15 protein-coding genes and 5 pseudogenes are annotated in these 18,261 nt (G+C 68.0%); 9 read left to right on the top strand and 11 right to left on the bottom strand.

All coding sequences use genetic code 11. The annotated features are described in order from the left end of the window. Window positions 1–520: 520 nt before the first annotated feature. Complete coding sequence (locus D9753_RS37405) at window positions 521–778, top strand: hypothetical protein (RefSeq protein ID WP_240467968.1); 258 nt, start codon at window positions 521–523, stop codon at window positions 776–778. 263 nt (window positions 779–1,041) lie between these two features. Further along, complete coding sequence (locus tag D9753_RS00640) at window positions 1,042–2,097, top strand: cation diffusion facilitator family transporter (protein ID WP_121790805.1); 1,056 nt, start codon at window positions 1,042–1,044, stop codon at window positions 2,095–2,097. 432 nt (window positions 2,098–2,529) lie between these two features. On the opposite strand, the gene D9753_RS36245 is transcribed toward D9753_RS00640, so the two are convergent. The 9 genes and pseudogenes from D9753_RS36245 to D9753_RS00595 all read right to left on the bottom strand — a co-directional run. Then, complete coding sequence (locus tag D9753_RS36245; protein WP_240467967.1) at window positions 2,530–3,471, bottom strand: hypothetical protein; 942 nt, start codon at window positions 3,469–3,471, stop codon at window positions 2,530–2,532. Window positions 3,472–3,780: 309 nt separating this feature from the next. Further along, window positions 3,781–4,479: a transposase gene (locus tag D9753_RS36240; RefSeq protein ID WP_163010569.1), complete on the bottom strand. Its 699-nt coding sequence runs from the start codon at window positions 4,477–4,479 to the stop codon at window positions 3,781–3,783. Window positions 4,480–4,648: 169 nt separating this feature from the next. Next, complete coding sequence (locus D9753_RS00625; protein ID WP_163010568.1) at window positions 4,649–5,371, bottom strand: ISL3 family transposase; 723 nt, start codon at window positions 5,369–5,371, stop codon at window positions 4,649–4,651. Next, window positions 5,271–5,849, bottom strand: a complete 579-nt coding sequence (locus D9753_RS00620; protein ID WP_394346664.1) for a response regulator — start codon at window positions 5,847–5,849, stop codon at window positions 5,271–5,273. Before D9753_RS00620 ends, D9753_RS00625 begins: the two co-directional genes overlap by 101 nt. A gap of 52 nt (window positions 5,850–5,901) precedes the next feature. Then, complete coding sequence (locus D9753_RS38595; RefSeq protein ID WP_394346793.1) at window positions 5,902–6,234, bottom strand: FtsX-like permease family protein; 333 nt, start codon at window positions 6,232–6,234, stop codon at window positions 5,902–5,904. A gap of 57 nt (window positions 6,235–6,291) precedes the next feature. Continuing rightward, window positions 6,292–6,962: pseudogene (locus D9753_RS00610) on the bottom strand (HEAT repeat domain-containing protein); the annotation flags it as partial. 24 nt (window positions 6,963–6,986) lie between these two features. Next, window positions 6,987–7,190 (bottom strand): hypothetical protein, encoded by a 204-nt coding sequence (locus tag D9753_RS00605; protein WP_121785253.1) that lies wholly within the window; start codon window positions 7,188–7,190, stop codon window positions 6,987–6,989. Between the two features lie 71 nt (window positions 7,191–7,261). Further along, window positions 7,262–7,436, bottom strand: a pseudogene (locus D9753_RS39175) (DUF317 domain-containing protein); the annotation flags it as partial. 75 nt (window positions 7,437–7,511) lie between these two features. Further along, a pseudogene (locus tag D9753_RS00595) lies at window positions 7,512–7,649 on the bottom strand (IS5/IS1182 family transposase); the annotation flags it as partial. Here D9753_RS00595 and D9753_RS00590 point away from each other — a divergent pair. From D9753_RS00590 to D9753_RS00555, 7 genes and pseudogenes are all read left to right on the top strand, one after another. Beyond that, a complete protein-coding gene (locus D9753_RS00590; protein ID WP_163010567.1) occupies window positions 7,642–8,133 on the top strand; it encodes a hypothetical protein in 492 nt (163 codons plus the stop codon). The pseudogene D9753_RS00595 and the gene D9753_RS00590 overlap by 8 nt on opposite strands. Window positions 8,134–8,216: 83 nt before the next feature. After that, window positions 8,217–8,801 (top strand): TetR/AcrR family transcriptional regulator, encoded by a 585-nt coding sequence (locus D9753_RS00585; protein ID WP_121785251.1) that lies wholly within the window; start codon window positions 8,217–8,219, stop codon window positions 8,799–8,801. Between the two features lie 44 nt (window positions 8,802–8,845). Next, a complete protein-coding gene (locus D9753_RS00580) occupies window positions 8,846–10,237 on the top strand; it encodes an MFS transporter (protein ID WP_121785250.1) in 1,392 nt (463 codons plus the stop codon). Window positions 10,238–10,266: 29 nt separating this feature from the next. Continuing rightward, on the top strand, window positions 10,267–11,031 hold the full coding sequence (locus D9753_RS00575; RefSeq protein ID WP_121785249.1) for an SDR family NAD(P)-dependent oxidoreductase: 765 nt from the start codon (window positions 10,267–10,269) through the stop codon (window positions 11,029–11,031). A gap of 305 nt (window positions 11,032–11,336) precedes the next feature. Then, window positions 11,337–11,958, top strand: a pseudogene (locus D9753_RS00570) (IS30 family transposase); the annotation flags it as partial. A 660-nt stretch (window positions 11,959–12,618) separates the two neighbouring features. Further along, window positions 12,619–14,811, top strand: coding sequence for a M48 family metallopeptidase (locus D9753_RS00565; RefSeq protein WP_163010566.1), 2,193 nt, complete (start codon window positions 12,619–12,621; stop codon window positions 14,809–14,811). Between the two features lie 517 nt (window positions 14,812–15,328). Continuing rightward, the gene (locus tag D9753_RS00555; RefSeq protein WP_121785246.1) at window positions 15,329–16,192 is read left to right on the top strand and encodes a sigma-70 family RNA polymerase sigma factor; all 864 of its coding nucleotides are present in this window, start codon (window positions 15,329–15,331) and stop codon (window positions 16,190–16,192) included. Between the two features lie 182 nt (window positions 16,193–16,374). On the opposite strand, the pseudogene D9753_RS39170 reads toward D9753_RS00555, so the two are convergent. Both D9753_RS39170 and D9753_RS00545 read right to left on the bottom strand, forming a co-directional pair. Beyond that, window positions 16,375–16,635 (bottom strand): annotated as a pseudogene (locus D9753_RS39170) (DUF4158 domain-containing protein); the annotation flags it as partial. Window positions 16,636–16,980: 345 nt separating this feature from the next. After that, window positions 16,981–17,454, bottom strand: a complete 474-nt coding sequence (locus D9753_RS00545) for a nuclear transport factor 2 family protein (RefSeq protein ID WP_121785245.1) — start codon at window positions 17,452–17,454, stop codon at window positions 16,981–16,983. Window positions 17,455–18,261: the final 807 nt, after the last annotated feature.

The following is an 18,261-nucleotide window of genomic DNA, read 5'->3' as shown; positions in this document are numbered from 1 at the left end:
CCCTGATTCCTCATCACGAGTGCGAGGCCGAAGATGACCACGCCCTGGCCGCCCCGGCGCACCGCGCACCGACTTCTCGCCCCGCGCGTCGCCGCGCCCCGCGAGCCGGTCGATCCCGCCCGCGTCGTCCGGCGCCGAGCGAAGGGGATGGACGCCGGCGCCGTCGCGGCGGCCCTCGAGGAAGCGCGGTTCGACGCCACCCCGGGAGGACTCCCGACACGAGGACCTGGCCGACGACGTCCGTGGCCGGGCGGAACTCGCGGAGTGGGAGCGCCTCGCCCGCTGCTCGCCGCAGCGGCACCGCGCACCGACTACGACCCGGACGCCGACGAAGTCGTCCAGGCCGAGCTCGCCGCCGACGCCGCGGCCGCCACCGCCCGGGAAGCCGAGCTGCGCGAAGCCGCCCGGATCGCGGCCCGCGCCGATGAGCTCCAGGCGCTGCGCGAGCTGGGCACGCTGGAGCACACCGAGCCCCGCGACGGCGACGAAGCCGTACGCGACGAACTCACCCGCCGCACCGGTGGCTACATACGTCGACGCCTGGCTCGCCCACTCCCTGGCCGCGCACCTCGGGCACCACCGCGACCCGGCCGCCCGCGAGGCCGCCGCCGGTCTTCTGTCGCCACCGGTCCTCGCGCACGCCGCGCTGCTCGCCGAACTCGCCCGCCTGGTCCCCGATGCTGACGTCGACCAGCTGGCGTTCGCGGCCCGGATCGCCACCACCGAACCCGAAGCCGCCGGTTACCTCGCCGCGTTCCTCGCCCGCGCCCGCTCGTAGCGCAGCATTCGCACGAGCCGCTCCGGTGGGTCCGCACCCTCCCTGTCCTCTGACACAGAAACCGGACCGTTTGCCACTGAAGATTCACCACCGGAACTGCCCGCTATCCGGCGGGAAGCCGGCAAACGACGACCGGAACACCCAGCGGAGATCGACTAAACGCGCCTGTGGCGTCTGATGGGTAGTTGCGAGGGCATCGCACCCGGTCAGAGCACGTATTACGGTGATGGCCGCAATCGGGTGAATCTGGCACGGTGGGCGCCATGGACAACGGTGGGCACCCTCACGACCACGGCCACGGGCAGCATCACGAAGAACACGGACACGGTGATTCGCGGTGGTCCCGGCTTCGCCACCAGCTCGGGCACATGCTCGCCCCGCACAGCCATGAGGCAGGGGACAAGGTCGATTCCTCGATGGAGACCTCCCGCGAGGGCATGCGGACCTTGTGGCTGTCGCTGGGCATCCTGGGGGCGACCACGGTGGTACAGGCCGTGATCGTGGCGGTGTCGGGGTCGGTGGCGCTGCTGGGGGACACGATCCACAACGCGGCCGACGCGCTGACCGCTGTCCCGCTGGGAATCGCGTTCGTGCTGGGACGGCGTGAGGCCAACCGCCGCTACACCTACGGCTACGGCCGCGCCGAGGACCTGGCCGGCATCGCGATCGTGCTGACCATCGCCGCATCATCCGCTCTGGCCGCCTACGAAGCCGTCGACCGCCTCCTCAACCCCCGCGACGTCACTCACCTGTGGGCGGTCGCCATTGCCGCAGTTGCCGGGTTCGCCGGCAACGAGTGGGTGGCCCGCTACCGCATCCGCACCGGCCGCCGCATCGGCTCCGCAGCCCTGGTCGCCGACGGTCTGCACGCCCGCACCGACGGCTTCACCTCACTCGCCGTCCTGCTCGGTGCCGGCGGCGCCGCGATCGGCCGGCGCTGGGCGGACCCGGTCGTGGGCCTGCTGATCACCATCGCGATCCTCGCCGTGCTCAAGGACGCAGCCCGCGAGGTCTACCGCCGGCTGATGGACTCCGTCGACCCCGAACTGATCACCACCGCCGAAACCGCGCTGCGCGAGGTCGACGGCGTCCTGGACGTCGGACAGGTCCGGATGCGGTGGATCGGCCACACCCTGCGCGCGGAAGCCGACATTGTTGTCCACCCTCACCACACCGTCGTCCACGCCCACGCCCTGGCCGTGAACGCCGAACACGCCCTCATCCACGCCATTCCCCGGCTGACCGCAGCCACCGTCCACACCGACCACACCACCCACGGCGGCAACCCCCACGCCGCCCTCGCCCACCACACCGGCTGAACACCACAACCACCTCCGGCGCCCCTGCCGAAAATCCCGGTGCCTCAGTGGTCAAACATCGATGGCAAACGGTCAGGACTCAGTGGCACCGGACACTCCCGAACGGTGTCACGTTGACAGGGCGTGAGCGTGACACCGGCTGCCACCCTCCCCTGGAAAGGTGTCACCCGCTTCAACTGTGTACGTAGTTGTCCCGTTTCTCGAAGCCTGTAGGGGCCTCCAGGCCGTATTTCGGGGGCGGACGTGATATCTCAGCGTTGACCTCCGCGCGCTTGTGAGCAGTACGGAACGTAGCCGCGCGACGGGTCTCGCCCGGAGAGGTCCCGGGCCCCGATCCCCGGCGACACCGCCGGCCCCAGCTACGCGAGTATGCCGACGAAGTCGAGCCCCCATGGGCCGCCAGTTGGTGGGAAGTTAACTGGCCGCGAGCGGTCACTCTGCGTTGACGCGCGTCTGGTGGGTGGAATGGGTCCGGAGCCAGTACGAGCGGGCAGCGACAATCAGTGCGACTCCATAGACCGCGAACGCGGTCATGCCGATCCAGGCGACCAGCAGTGCATCGCTCGAGGAGTGGAAGTCGCCTCGCCGCATCGTCACCATGCCGGCCGTGGCCAGCGCCACGTAGCCAACACCGAACACCCCGTACGGAGCCAGGGTGGCGGCGCCGATCAAGGCCGGGGCCAGGGGGAGCCAGCGGGGGACGCGGCGGCCGCGCAGCCACAGCGCCCAGCGCGGGAAGACCTGGCCCCACGGACGGACCAGGCCCCACAGCAGGAAGGCGCCGAGCGCAGCCAGCAGCGCGGTGCCGTCCAGGCCCCAGGACTCCAGGGTGAGCCAGATTCCTGACGCACCATTGCGCTTGGATATGGCGAGCATTTCCTCGCCGGTCATCCCGGCGAAGGTGCCGCCCAACGCCCAGATGAGCTTCATCGCCGCGTAGGGAAGAAAAGCCGCCGTTCCGGCGCAGGCGGCGAACTGGACCGGCCCGGAGGCGGCGGAAGGGGCCCGCACGGCGGCGGCGGCGGGCGTGCGGCGGACGGACCGGGCGGTGGCCGCGAGCAGCAGGACTCCGGCCGCCGCCAGCGCATGGTTCGCCGCGGCCACACCACTGTCCACCCCCTGACCGAATGCCAGTGTGATGATGTCCATCAGCAAGCCGAACGCGGCCATCCCGGCCAGCGCGCAGACCACCCACAGCAGCACCCGCAACGCCGACTGCAGTCCGTACCGCGCCACCGCGCCACAGGCCAGGGCCGCCAGCGCCCCCACCCCCGCCACCCCCCAGCCCAGCGCCGAGGGCCCCGGGTCGCTGCCCAGGTAGAGCAGCGGCGTCCCGCTCAGCGCGCATGCCAGGCCGAAGCCGGCATACACCACCGCCCACACCATCGTTGCCCGGCCCACCCAGCGCCGCCACCACGTGCGCCGAGGCGCCCTCGTCGTCCCTGTCGCACCGACCATGCACTGACCATCGCATCGACCGCAGCAGCGCGACATCCACTGCTAGAACGAGCTCCATCCGCCTATCGGGTGAGCACTCGCTACGCCTCAGGTATGTCTCACACAGCGTGATGTCATAGCTGACCGGACGGGGGAATGCGACCTGACCGCCGCCCTAACGGGCGGCTGGCTGCCCCACGTTCGCAGCCACGACAATGCCGTCGTTTCCCCTTGACAGGCATGAGCCTACTGATCGCCCAATGACTCCGGAGCCGGTCGACAAACGCTGTCCCAAGAAAGGTTCTGGCTCAGCTCGATCCGGTTGACATGGCCTTTGACGACGCCGGAGTTCCAGGGCAGGGTCAGGCCGGCGATGACGGCATCGCGATCTCGGTCGATGCCGGCGGCGAGGGCGTGGAGGCTGGGCAGGTCGTCCTGCCGGACGGCCTCGAGCCAGTCCGGCAGGCGTTGGCCCTGGCGCTCGGTGAGCATGGTCGCGAAGTACCGGACGTGGCTGGTCAGAGCGTCGAGTTCGGGGCAGTGCGTCCGGACGGACTTGGGTTGGATCTGCTCGGACTCGGTCAGGTTGTCGGGGTGCCGGAGGATCCATCCGGCGACCGTTCGGGGCGGGGGCGGCCGTGCGGTCACCGGCCGTGGTGAGGTGCGTTTGTCGTGCAGGTAGGCGCGAACGCGCTGGTAGCAGCCTTCGTAGCCGAGCGGCACGATCTCTTCCCACAGCTTCCAGGCGTTGGTGCAGCCTTCGTTCCAACGGTCGTCCAGGTAGGGCTTGTAGTCGTCGGGGACGGAGGGCCGGTGCTGCCATTGGCCGGTGAACAGGTCCTCCGGCTTCGCAGCGTCGGCGAACTGTTTGACGGTCCGCCAGGTCATCCCGGGCTGTCCCTGGATCGAGCGTTGGCTGTTCCCTGCCTTCAGCAGGGCGTGCACGGCTGCGTTGCCGGGACCGGGTCCGGTCGGCGAAACCGGCGTCCGCGTGGCCATGGCGAAGTGGCCGGGTCCACGGCCGGGACCGTCGCGGGCTGGGGCTCAGGTGACGCGGATGTCAGGACATCCGGACAGCGGCGATGTTGGGCAACACTTCGCTCGGCGGCTTCGCTCAGGTTGTGCCAGAGATGCCACCTGTCCGCGGCCTGGACCGCGCTCCGGCGGCGGCGCCCTCGGCAAAGAACGGTGCTCGGTCCCGGCAGACCACCTCGACGTCTGGCCGCCGAGCGAGCCAGGCTGCCAGACTGGATGCCTTGCGGTCCGGGAGGAGATCGATCGGACGGCGGGTTTCGACGTCCACCAGGGCAGTGCCGTAGTGGCGGCCCTTGCGGATGGCGTACTCGTCGACGCCGACCACCCTCGGCGCCGGTACTTCCGGCTCGGGAAGCGCGTTGACCAGGCGCAAGACCGTGCTCCGGCTCACGGACACGCCGAGGACGGCGGCCAGCCGGGCGCCGGCCCGGCCGGCCAGGGCGAGACCGAGGGCGGCCAGGGTCGAACGCAGTCGTTCCGTGCGCTGACCGTGCCTTCGGGTGAGGCCGGATATCTGCTCCACCAAGGTCCGGCGCGGACACAACGTCGTCGGGCACCGGAACCGCCGGACGCGAAGTTGCAGCACAACCCTTCGCCCGGCGCTCGGCACGTCGGCGGGAAGCCGCAGGTAGGAACTGTGAACGCGGGTCGACCAGGCCCCACACTCGGGGCAGGCAGCGCCAGCCGTGGTGCACTGCACGTCAACACGCACTATCGCGATGTTCACGTCCACCGACAGCACCGCGACGTTCGCGATCGACGGGAACAAAAGCTCCTTCAGCCGGAGCACGACCTCTTCCACGGATCCGAATTTGACGGCAGCGGCGGGCCACGACGTCGAGGTCGAGGTCGGCCAGCCGGAGGGGTTGCTGCGGCGGCGTGGCGACGACCCGGTGGCGCAGATGGGCGCGGAGCCGGGCGAGCAGCACGGTCAGGCTGAACGGCTTGACGAGGTAGTCATCGGCCCCCGCGTCCAGCCCGGCGATGACGTCGATGTCGTCCGTGCGGGCCGTCAGGATGACGATCAGGAGGTCTGGGTGCCGGGCGCGCACGGCGCGCGCGACGTCCAGACCGTCGATGTCGGGCAGCCCCAGGTCGAGCAGCAGCACGTCGTACGGGGTGTGCGCGGTCTCGGCCAGGGCTGCGGAACCCGTCCGGCTCCAGGTCGGTGTGTAGCCGTTGCCGCGCAGGCCGGTTTCCAGATGGCGGCCGATGGTGTCGTCGTCCTCTACGACGAGGACGCGGTGGCGGCTGGGAGCGGCGGTCGCGTGCGTGCGCATGCTGGACAGCGTAGGAGCGGGCGGGGCGCTCTGCCCGCCCGCTCCCGGCCGCTCACAGGTCGCGCAGTTCCTCCACGGCGGGCCGGCCGGCGCTGCGGATGCCGTTCAGCGCGGCGGCCAGTACGGCGACGACGGCCGCGCCCGCGGTCAGGGCCAGGTAGCCGCCGGGCACCGACAGGCTCGCGGGCGGCGGAACGAAGACGCCCGTCAGGACCTTCACGAGCATCTCGGACAGCGCCCACCCGATGAGCGCGCCCCCGGCCAGACCGTCGGCGGCCAGCAGCAGGGCCTCGGTGAGGACCATGCCGCGCAACTGGCCGCTCTTGGCACCGAGGACTGTGGCGATGGCGAAAGTGCGGCGGCGTTCGGCGAGTCCGAGGGCCAGGACCAGACCGCCGGCCCCGGCGGCCAGCAGGACGGCGAAGGCGAGTTCACGGCTCTGTCGTCCGTCCTGAGGGGCCCCTTCGAGGGCCACGACGCGCTTGGCCTCCTTGATCGCCAGCTCGAATCCGGCGTCCGGGTCGCGCAGCAGCCGTTGCGTTGCGAGTGCGTGCGCACGCGCGGGTCATCAGCCGTCGTCGCGGCATGCAGGACCGGCACGATCACTTTACCCAGTGCGACCAACGCCTGGCTGAGACTCAGCTACGTCTCCTGCTCACCGCGCCCGAGCTGCGTCGCCAGGACCGTGGCCAGGGCGGACTCCTCGCCTTCCGGCACGAGCACGAGCACGACCGCGGCCCGCCAGGCGCTCCGCGCCACCTCGTGGTCGGCGTCGGGCAACAGCGCCCGTGTGATCGCCGGCCGCGCCTGCCGGTCCCCGATCTTGGACAGCGTGTGCAGCACCTGGCTGCGTGCCTGCGCACGCTCCGAGTGGACTTCGCGGAGCAGCTTGGGGAGCGTCAGGGACACCGGGTGGCGGGTAAGCGCCCAGGTCAGCGTATCGCGGACGAAGAACTCGGGCTCGATCGCGCATCGTTCGATGAGCTTGTCGACGAAGCACGGGTCAGGCGCCGTACCGACCGCCAGAGCAGCCCGCAGTCGCACGGACGAACGACTGTCCTCCAGCCCCTGGAGCGCTCGTACCGCATCCGTGTCCCCTCTCGTCATGGTGATCGGGACCACCTCCTCGGGAAGCAGTCAAGACCTTGTCACCGTGTCAAGGTCGAACGGGGTCGACTGCCCGATCACGTGCACGGATGCCCCGGTGTGCGCCAGATGGTCCGGCTCCAGGTGCTCGATGATCGCGGCGCGGTCGCGTGCGGCGTAGGCGCGCGTCAGGTCGAGCGCCCGCAATGCGGCTTTGTTGATCCCGGGGTCGGTGAGGTCCTGGAAGTCCTTCATCGCATCTCCGTGCTCGATCGGTCGGCGGCGTCGGCCGGTGTGCGGGGGCGAGGTACACCGGACGCACTCACCAGGACCGGGGCGGGGCTGGCGCTGGTCGCGGTGAGGACCCACATGCGCTCGGAGACGGGCGTTTTCGTAGGCGGCCACGGTCCACGCGGTCTCGTAGGCAGGGGCTTCGTGGACGCGTGCGATACGCAGGGTCTGGGACTCGTGGATGGCGTGAGTTGTCTGATCGGCCCAGGTTCACTGGTAACGCGGTCGTATGCGCGAGCTGCAGTATTCCCCGGCGTGCACAGGCCGGGGGATTAACAAGTCATCTTATTCGGTGAGTCGGCGGTAGCAGATGAGTGTGCAGGCGATGCTGGTGAAGGCCAGGAAGTGGGTGGCTTTGCGTTCGTAGCGGCGGTGGAGGCGTCGGCAGCCGGCGAGCCAGGCCATGGTGCGTTCGATGGTCCAGCCCTACTGCCGCGACATCGCCGACATCCACGACGCCCTGGTCGGTCTCCAGGCCGAACTGGGGCGCTGTATCGACCACATCGACCAGCACGGCGACGCCGACGACCTGCCGCGCCTGACCGTGGTGTTCGAGGCCGCCGACGCCACCCTGCGCCACCTCGCCCGCCACTGGGACACGGTCCGGGGGGAGGGCGACCCGAAGACGTCCCCCGCCATCGCCGCGCTCAAGGAACTCCTCTTCGCCGGCCGCCAGGCCCGCATGCGCGTCCTCCTCGCCGGCCACCTCAACCGCCCCCTCGGCCCGGAGGCGCGCGAGAACTTCTCCACCCTGGTCCTCGGGCGGGTCACCACCCACACCTGGGACCGGCTGGCCCCGCACATCGACACCGCCCCGCAGGGCAACACGCAGCCCGGCCGCGTCCACGTCGTACAGGGCTTCTCTGAACGACGAGTAATGGTGATGCGCCAGGCATGCCTGAGATGAGCATGCGGGCAGCATCCCTGGTGACGCCGTTAGCTTCAGAAAATACTTGACCGATCGTTTCAATATCTTCTAGGGTTTCGAGCGTGGCCAGAACCAAGGAATTCGACCCGGACGCCGCACTGCAGTCAGCCCTGGAGCTGTTCTGGCAGCGTGGCTACGAGGCGACCTCGATGGCGGACCTCGTCGAACGCCTCGGCATCGGGCGCGCCAGCATCTACGCGACCTTCGGCAACAAGCACGAGCTGTATCTGAAGGCGCTGGACCGGTACAACGAGAGCCGGGATGCGGGTCTTCTGTGCGAACTGTCCCAGCCGGGCCCTGCACTGCCTGTCGTGCGGACGGTGGTACGGCGTTTCGCGGCCGAGGCGAGCTCCAACGATCAGCGTGGCAAAGGGTGCTTCGTCACCAACACTGCCGCCGAGCTGGGTGCGCAAGACCCGGCGGCGGCCCGCCGGGTCGAGGCAAGCTGGGCGCACATCGAGACCCTGCTGCACTCAGCGCTGGAGCGGGCCCACGCACAGGGCGAACTATCCGCGGATCGCGATCCGCGGACGCTCGCACGGATGCTGCTGGTGCTGATGCAAGGCCTGCGGGTGGTCGGCAAGGCGTCGAATGACCCGGGCCGGGTGCGGGACGCGGCCGAGCAGGCACTGAGGCTGCTGGACTGAACAGCGCACCACCTGGTGCGGATGCCTCATCGGCTAATTATGGAATGGTCAGTCAAATAGATGGGGGAGAAGTGGCCGTGACGCGGTGGTGGAACGCCACGCCCGCAGGCACCTCGACCGCGGCTGCGTCCGGCGCAGCCTTCGCGCTGCTCGGCACCGTACAGATGTCGCTCATTTTCACGCTCACTTCGCTCACCGTGCCGCTACCCCGTATCGGCCGCGAGTTCTCCCTCGACCGGGACGACTTAATTCTCCTCAGCGCCGCTTACGGGTTGGCCTTCTCCGGACTGCTCCTCTTCGGCGGCCGCGTCGCCGACCGGTTCGGTGGGCGACGCGGCCTCTCCGCCGGGCTGCTTGTGTTCACTGCGGCGTCCCTTGCCACGCTGCTCGTCCCGGGTCCGGAAACGCTGCTCACCGCGCGCTTCGGGCAAGGGGTCGGTGCGGCGCTGACCGCGCCCGCCGCCATGGCCGTGCTACGCGCGGTCTTCCCCCAACCCGCTGCATACGCGAGGGCGATGGTCACCTGGGGTGGTCTCTCGGTCGTGGGCGCGACCGCAGGGAACCTGCTCTCCGGGGTCATCTCGGCGCTCACGTCCTGGCGGCTGGCCTTCGCCGTCCCGGTCGCAGTGGGCGCTCTCGCCCTCGTCCTCGCACCGCGGCTGCTTCCCCCAACCCCGGGCGAGCGAAACCGCTCCCTGGATCCGCTGGGTGCGCTTCTCGCCACCGCCGGAATCACCCTGGTCAGCTACGGCCTCGTCGTCACCGATGTTCATCCTTGGGGATCGTCGGCCGTCCTTGCCCCCCTGCTCGCCGGAGCTACCCTCCTCGTAGGGTTCTTGACCACTGAGCGCCGCGCCCACGACCCTCTGCTCCCCCTCGAATTCCTCCGCGACCACCGCCGAGCCCTCGCGCTGGCCGCCATCGGCCTGACCGCTGCCGGGACCGCCACGACGTTCGTCCTGCTCTCGCTCCATCTCCAGCAGGACCGCGGCTGGTCGGCGCTGCAGACTTCCGCCGCCTTCGTTCCCTTCGCGGTGGCACTGCTCGTAACGGGCCGTATCACAGGCCGGCTCATTGCCAGATACGGAGCATCAGCCGTTACCACCTCCGGGCTCACTCTCTCCGCGACGGGTCTCGCGCTGCTCGCACTCACCGGTCTGGCACCGCACACCCCGTATGTGTACGGACTCCTCCCTGGCCTGCTCACGCTGCCGGCGGGCGGAGCCGCCAGCTTCGCGGGGGCTGCTGTCCTCGCGACAGACGGGGTGGAGCCGCAGCAGACCGGACTCGCGGGCGGCGTCATGAACACCGCGATGGAACTGGGCCCCACCGTCATCTTCGCTGCCGCTCTCACTCTGGGCTCCGACGCCACCTCACTCGCCGCGATGACGGTTGCCTTCACCGCTGCTGCTTTCCTCAATGCCCGCACCAAATAAACCGAGTATCGACCAAGAAAGTCATCACCATGACCGCACGTTTCACCGGCAAGACCGTCCTCGTCACGGGAGCAGGCTCCGGCATCGGCCGGGCCATCGCTCTCGCTTTCGCCGCCGAAGGGGCCTCGGTGGTCGCGGCCGGACGTACCGCGCCATCGCTCGACGAGACAGTCGCCCTGATCGAGAAGGAGGGAGGCACAGCGGCCGCGGTCACCGCCGACGTAACCCGCTCCGAGGACGTCAAAGCTCTGGTCGGCCGCACCGTCGAACACTTCGGCAGCCTCGATGTCGCCGTCAACAATGCTGGAGTCTTCCGGGGCGGCGCACCCGTAGCCGACCTCCCGGAGGAGGACTGGCGCAGCCTGCTCGACATCAACGTCACCGGCGTCCTGTTCAGTCTCCAGGCCGAAATCGCCCAGATGCGTAACCAGCCCACCGGCGGCGCGATCGTCAACATCGCCGCCAACCTCGGCGCCCACCGCCGCACTCCGGGCTTGGCCGGCTACATCGCCAGCAAAGCGGCCGTCTCCGCGTTGACCCGGGCAGCTGCTCTGGACCACATAGCCGAGGGGATCCGCATCAACGCTGTAAGTCCCGGCCCGTCCGCCACACCCATGTCACTGCGCCCCGGTGAGACCGACGCCGACCGCGCCGACCGGATGAAGAGAGTCTCCCCGCTGGGGCGTGTCTCATCCACCGCCGAGATCGCAGCAGCGGTGCTGTATCTGGCCTCGCCGGACGCCGCCTCCGTGGTCGGCAGCGACCTCGTCGTCGACGGCGGCGCCGCCGCCTAAAAATGTCTTGCCTCAGCGCCTGCTGCACGCTGAACCCACATTCAGGGCACGTAGAAGAACAGATATTGCAAATTTGGACTCCACAGGTCCTTCGGCGAGGCGTGTGTGGTCTGCCCGGCTGTTGATGGGGCTGAGTGCGCTGGCTGCAGCCGGATGCGAGAAGGTAGGACCTCCCCCTGGAACTACGGAAGCGCTTCCTCGACATCGATGGCACGGCCGGTAAACTCTCCGAAAGTGGGGACTCCCATAAAGACCGGAGACGGGGCGCCGGGCCAAGCAGGCCAAGCAACCCTCGTCGGCGGTAGGCGATCGACCGCAGCCTCACTCAGCGCCTGCGGTCAGCCCGGCCCATGCGCCGCCCGAAGATCGCCCGTCGGCCCCACCGGGCGGGGCATCATTCGCGGCATGGTGTCCATCACCGCCCGCCCCGCCGAGGTCGAGGACGGCAAGGTCCCTGGTCGTTGGGAGGGCGACCTCGTGATGGGCACCCGGCCTTCGGCGGTCGCCACGCTCGTCGAGCGCACCAGCCGCCACACGGCCATCGTCGCGCTGCCGGACGGCATCAGGGCCGAGCAGGTCACTTCGCGCACCAGGAGTCTGCTCGGCATCCCGCCCCAACTGCGGCGGACGCTCACCTGGGACCGCGGCCGGGAGATCGCCGAGCACCAGGCCATCACCACCGAGACCAGGATGCCGATCTACCATTGCAAGCCGCGGAGTCCGTGGCAGCGAGGCACCAACGAGAACACCAACCGGCTGCTTCGGCAGTACCTCCCCAAGGGTGCGGACCTCCGCACGTTCAGCCAGGCTGACCTGGACGCCATCGCCCACGAACTCAACCACCGTCCGCGCAAGACCCACGGCTACCGCACTCCGACAGAGATCTACGCTGACCTTCTGAACAGCGGTGATGCGCTGACCGCTTGAGCTCGCCATCGTTTACCGACAGTCCAAGAAGTCGTGAGCCGGTTAACGAAGCAAGACTCGCTGTCCCGTCTCCGGCGAACTGGTCCCCGTCTCAAGCGACCTGGTCCGACTTGCTCGTGGCGAACCAGGTCGCTTGAGATGCCCAGATCAGACACCGTGGACGCCTGTTCGGCGTGCTGGCGAAATATCTGCGCGGACCAGCTCAATATCAATCAGGATTCGGCTCGGCTGTGTGTCTCAACCGATCTGGTCGTCGCAGGTGAGGGGCGTCGCACGGGACCAGCTCCTTGGAGACGGGACACTCCCTGAGGGCAAGTTGTCTCCCGCACTTTCGAACAGCGCGTTCGATACACATCGGCAAACCCACGCACTACCGTGGTTTTCCGGTGCTTGGGGGGGATATGGATCACCCAATCGTGTTATCAGTCGGCGCTGCGCCCTCGCCGCGGGGCATTCTGCAGAGCACCGATCGTGAAGATCACGAGCCGGAGGCCGCCTTCCAGGTCCTGAATCGCCGCATCCGACACGAAGCTGAGTCCTGCGAACGGCCCCCATTCGGGCTGTGGCCCAGAAGGCTGCTGGCTGGATGGGGTTTCGCCAATGAGTGACCTCGGCCATCGGCGTCTGCCAGACGCCCCTCCCACCATCTGGATGCGAGCAGTGGCCGCGGTGATGCTGCTCGCAGGGCTTGTCATCCTCCTGCTGGCAGTTGCGGTGGGACTGGTAGCCGTCACCGCGTGGTACGTGCTGATCGATAGCAGTAAAGGTTACGGGCTCAGTGGCAATACCCTCAGATTTGCCATGCTGACAGTGGCGGTCATCGCGATAACAGTCACCGCCTGGCGTGCCGCCGCCAAGGCGCCGTCGCCCGAGGGTGTCAGTTTGGACACAGCCTGCATTCCCGAACTGTGGGAGCTTGTCGGCGACCTGGCGGCACGCCTTGAGGTGCGACCGCCGGACGAGATCGTCCTCATGGCCGGCACAGATGTGCACGTGGCCGAGGAAGCGGAATGGCTGGGGCTGCTGCCTGGGCGTCGTCAGCTTCGTCTCGGCGTCGCGGGACTCATGTGCCTGAGTGTGGGCGAGCTTAAGACGGTGCTCGTGCATGAGCTGAGTCACTACGCCCGCCGGGATACACGGTTTGACCCGGTGGTCTTCCAGGGAAGCGTTGCGCTCCAAAGGGCGATCGCCCGGATGGACCCCTTCGCCAGCGATGTTCAGCTCATCTGGCTGGTACGTCCCTTCCTTCTCGGGTATTCGTGGATCTTCCACACAGTGGCACGGCCGATCCAGCAACGGCAGGAGCTCGCGGCCGACCGTGCGGCGGTCGCCCTGGCAGGCAAGGCTCCCGCGATCAGCGCGCTGCGCAAACACGTGGACACTGACCAGTACTGGGCGAAGTACCTGGACGCATGCCATGTAGACAAGGCGCGGGACTATGTGCTGGCTGGCATCCATGAGAACTTCCGCGGGTTTCTTACCGCAGTGCCCATTCCAGTTGGCGCTGGGCCTCTACCGAAGCCCTCAGAGTCCTCTCGGTGGGACACGCACCCGCCAGTCTCCCTACGAATCGGCGCTATGCGCGAGATGGACACTGCGGACTGGTCGCCGTCGCCAGCCGATGAACGACCCGCCAGTGACTTGCTCCCCGCTTTTGACACTATTGTGCCCGGCCCCGACCTTAACGGTAAGGAGGGGCTGGACACCTTCGGCACGAGACTCGACATGCTGCTGTTCCCTGCTCTGCAACGCCCGGAGCCACGCCCGCTGACAGAGCACGTTCGCTCCGTGTGCCAAGCGAAGCACAGTGATGCCGCTGATGTGCTTTACCGCGTCACTGCCCGTTTCGCCAAGCAGGCGGACGCAGGCCTCACTGACGTGCTGAAGGTGCTCGCCGACGGGGCGGCGGCGCCGCTCGCAGCCGCGCTCACACGGGCCCGACCGACCCAAGCCAGATGGGACGATACCGACGAATCATTGGACATCAACCCCACCTACCTGCTCACAAGCGGACTTGCGAGCGCCTTGGCTGTCACCGCCGTAAGCTGCGAGGCCGCCCACTGGCACCAGTCATGGCCTTGGCAGATTGATCTCCTGGCTAGCGACGGCACACCCATGGACGTGTGGTCGTGGGCCAACGATGCAGTGAGCGAGCCAAAGTCCGTCCCAGGTGTTAAGCAGTCACTGGCCGAGGCTCGTGTGAGGGAGGATGCTGGCCACCCCATACCCTCTGCCGCGTCCGTCGACGCAGACGTGATCGGCGCGATGGCAAACGCGCGAGTGAACGGAAACCTCTTTGGACGCCTCTACGACGTTCTGATCTGCTCCCGTGGTCTTGTGTTCCTCCCGGGCAACAGACGGGATTTCAGCAAGGCGCGGATGGCCGCCTTGGTGGATGAACTCCGCTCGGGAGAGCAGAGGGTTTCAGATGTCAGCCTGGCCTACGAAGACATCCGCGCAGCGACCGTGCTGCACCACACACGCGCGAACATCTGCTTCACCTGCCATGACGGGACGACCGTGAAGGTGCAGGAGACCATCAAAGCTGGGCAGTATGTGGCCGGCCAAACCGAGGGCGACAGCCACCGTGCCCGCGCCGAGCTGCGGAAAGTGGCCAGTGTCATCCAGCAGGTCGGCTCGGCAACAGGCTCAGTCGCCATGCCTCGCCGAAGAGCTCGGCGCAGCCGGGGGACAAACTTCATCGCCGCAGGCGCGCTTCTGCTGCTCACCATGCTCATCACCGCCGTGATCAAAACGATCTCTGGGGACCGGATCAAATGGTCCCTGTGGTTGTTTGCGGCCGTCGGGGCCGTACTCGTCGTCCTCGGGACTGTGCGGCGGCGAGGGCGGTGACGCAAGAGAGCAGGGAACGCCTGGAAGATCGCAGGAGGTTCTGGGTGATCCTGAGCGTTGGCGCAGCGGCGGGCCGCAGCGATCACCAGTCGCGCCTCATGGCAACTGACCTGGTCATTCCCGCGATTCTGTTCACGGTCGGGCTGATGCTGGCGCAACGCGCCCAAGAGCGAGGCGGCAGGCAACGCCGGGACCGCGCTCGCCAGTAGTCCGAAGAAGTCGCGGCTGCAGGTAAATGAAGGCGCCTCGAATCGCCACAGGATAAGTGAGGCGGTAAGTGGCGATCCAGACCCGGATCGGCACCGCCTCCGGTAGGAGGCTTCCTGATGATGCTCGATCCTGACAGGCTGGTCCTGACGATCGCTCTCCTGCGAATCGTCGGGTGCTGTACCGATGCGCTTGCCCAAGTCTTGATCCTGCGGGCCCGTGCTGATCTGGCACGCGCCAGGCAGGGCGCCCACCCTGAGGCCACCCCCGCCCCCGTCCTCCGCGCACAGACGGAGAGGCACGAGCGCGCATGACCATCGAACCCGACCCCAGCGCCGGAACGCCTGAGACCCCAGCGCACGCGGAAGAGGTCAAGCAGTTCCTTGAGGTGAATCTCGCGCCGCTGCTGAAGCACCTTTGCCACGAGGCCAAGGAAGCGGGCCTTCCTCAACAAGCCGGCGAGGACGCGGTCCAGGATGCCCTCGAGGAAGCCTACCTGTCTCTGTGTGCAAAATGGACCGAGATCCAGCACCCCAAGGCGTATCTGCGGAAGGTGGCTGAGCGCAAGCTCGGTGAGGCTTGCAAGCAGTACCGGCGCGATGCGCCAGCAGATCTGACAGGGCTCGACGCCGCGGCCACACCCCACCGTTTGCCCCTCCACGCCAGGCACACCGACCTTGAACGTGTGGTGTTTGTCCGCCTGATGGTGGACGACATGCTCAGCGGGCACCCACGGAGGCGGCCAACGCAGGGCACAGGAGGAAAGGAAAGCAACGACCTGACGAAAAATCAGGGTCATGCCTTCTATATGACGTGGGTGCGCGGCGACACGCAGCATGAGATCGGCGAGCATCTCGGCATCAAGGAAGGCACCGTGGGAGCACATGTAGACAGAGCTAAGAAGAAGCTCGTACGCAAATGGTCGGGGTACCGCCGAGCTGGGCAGGGGCTCCCGGCACCGCAACCCTTTGACGGTCTCGCCGCCCTGCTGCCGGTTGTCCTGCTGGCGGGGCTGTTCAGCCTGCTGTTGCACTGGGCGGGTGCTCCCACCCCGATCGTCATCGGTGTGCCCCTGGCAAGTGCAGCCACCCTCGTAATGGGATGGTGGCTGGTGCGAGTCACACGGCCATGGCGCCACCGGGCATCTGTAAAGAGGAAGGGCGGCGGGCGGTAAAGGGGTGACTCTCTGACCCGCTTCCTGACCCGCGTGGAATCGGTTCTGTGCGGGCCAGGAAGCCCCGCTCGCCAAGGACGTCGTGGCTCATGCCTGCGTCGTCGACACAGGGCGCTCGGCCCGGTACAGCCGGCCGCCCGTTCAGGGCGGGTTACCGCTGGGTCGCACCGCCCCGGGGCGGGCGGCTCGATGCACCGCGTACGACAGCGGGCCAACAGATCCACCCGCACCTGCTCCGGCCGCCGTTCCTTGCACGCGACGTGCTCGGCCAGCCAGGCCATCAGCTTGTCCGCCTCCGCAACAGTGCACTCACGGAAGCCCAGGTGCCCGCGGATCTGCGCACGGTGGTACTCGATCCTCCGGCCGGTCCACTCGTACGCCCCCCTCTCGGACGCAGGCACCTGCACCTGCCGCGCGACGAACGCCACGGCCTCGCCCGGCAGCTCGAACCGGCCCCGGGGAAAACCGACCGTACTGCGTGTAGAACTTCAGCAGTACGGCGAAGCCCAGTCTCGTCGCACCTCGCTTGCCCGCCACGAGCGTCTGCTCGTCCTTCAGCAGCGTCCAGTGCTCAACCGACTCATCAAGGTCCATCGGCGCCCGTGCCACGGTGGCCGATCGTCCAAGCCCGTCCTCAACCGCCGCAGCAGTACGACTATCCGTTCACCCGCACGAGGTACGCGAGGGGCTGTCGCCGTGCCTCGCAACGTCGGATCCGTGGGTTCGCGGTGAAGTCGCCGGGCCAGCGCGATGGCGCCGGACGGACATAGCCGGGTTGGGCCCCACAGTCATGATTGGTCGGGGTGGCTGAGACGCACCGTCTCTCCGCCGAATGGCAGGAGCGTGACCCGGTTGGCTAGGAACCAGGTGTCCTCGACCTTCCGGAACGTGTCCTCGTAGTGGCCCACGTTCGCGGGGAGCGTCGGGGGCACCATGCCGTCGGTATAGCCGTCGACCCGGTAAGTGGCGAAGTAAGAGGTGGCGGTGGCCGCCCACGCAGAATTCACCGTGACCAAGATGTTCGTCGACATGCGCCGTGACAGCCGGTCCTTGGGTCGCGAACCGAAGTAGCGGCGGAGCGCCTCACGCCCCTCCACCCTGCGGTCGCCGTGAGGCCACTCCCACACCCCGTCAGGCGTGAAGAGGTCCGCGACGCTGCCCGGATCTCCCAGGTCAAGGCGGCGCACGAACTCGACGATCAGACGCTCGCAAGCTCGCTCGGCCAAGAGACGTTCGATTGGGTCAAGGGCTTCAGTCGACATCGTCAATTGCTACCCGCCCTGTATGGGGCATCGCCGCGGCTTTTTGCTGCCGATCCCCTCGGTGTGTGGACGCGACGCCCTCTTCGACGTGACACGACAGTCAGAGGTCGTTTTCATCTGGTTTGCACCGCTTCACGCACCTCGGTGCCGCACTCGCGCCTCGCGTGTATCGGGTTCGTGCGCGGCACGGTGAGAATAATCGCCGGTATGGGTACCTCGTGGAGCGAAACAGGCCTCATTGGATAGGACCGGCAATGCGGGCTCGCGCCGACTCCCACCGGCCACGTTGGTGCACCAAGGCCTCGCATGTCACACCTCGACACCGGAACGAGTTGAGAGCAGGAAGACTTCGCCGATTAAAAGGACCTCTCAAGATCTGTACCAGAACCCCCTTCCCGGGTTCCGGTCCGTTCCCCGGGGTGGGGGACAGCAGGGCCTCTGCGCGGTTCCGGCAGAGACCCCCAGACCAGGACACCCAGACGAGGACACCCAGGCCAGAACCCCCAGGTCAGGACACCCGTCCGCGGCACCACCTTCACCGAGGACGCCTCCCGGGTCCGCACAGGTCACGGCCCGGAGAACACAGCGACCTCGCGGGACCTGGCGATCAACGGCCTCCGCACCGCCGGGCCCCGCACCATCGCCGTCGGCCTCCGCCGTACGTCCTGCGAGTCCTTCGCTCGCCCACTCGACCTTCTGAGCATCGCCTGACCAGCACATTTGCGAGATCGTCAGGGCTTTTCAACACCCCTGCCCCTCTGTGATCATCGAGAACACATCCGTTGTACCGTCAACTCCAAGCCGCCT

The organism is Streptomyces dangxiongensis (genome assembly GCF_003675325.1).
In the GTDB taxonomy this organism is placed as follows: domain Bacteria; phylum Actinomycetota; class Actinomycetes; order Streptomycetales; family Streptomycetaceae; genus Streptomyces; species Streptomyces dangxiongensis.
The sequence above is the reverse complement of the archived record's forward strand: the minus strand, read 5'-3'. Positions and strand labels throughout refer to the sequence as shown.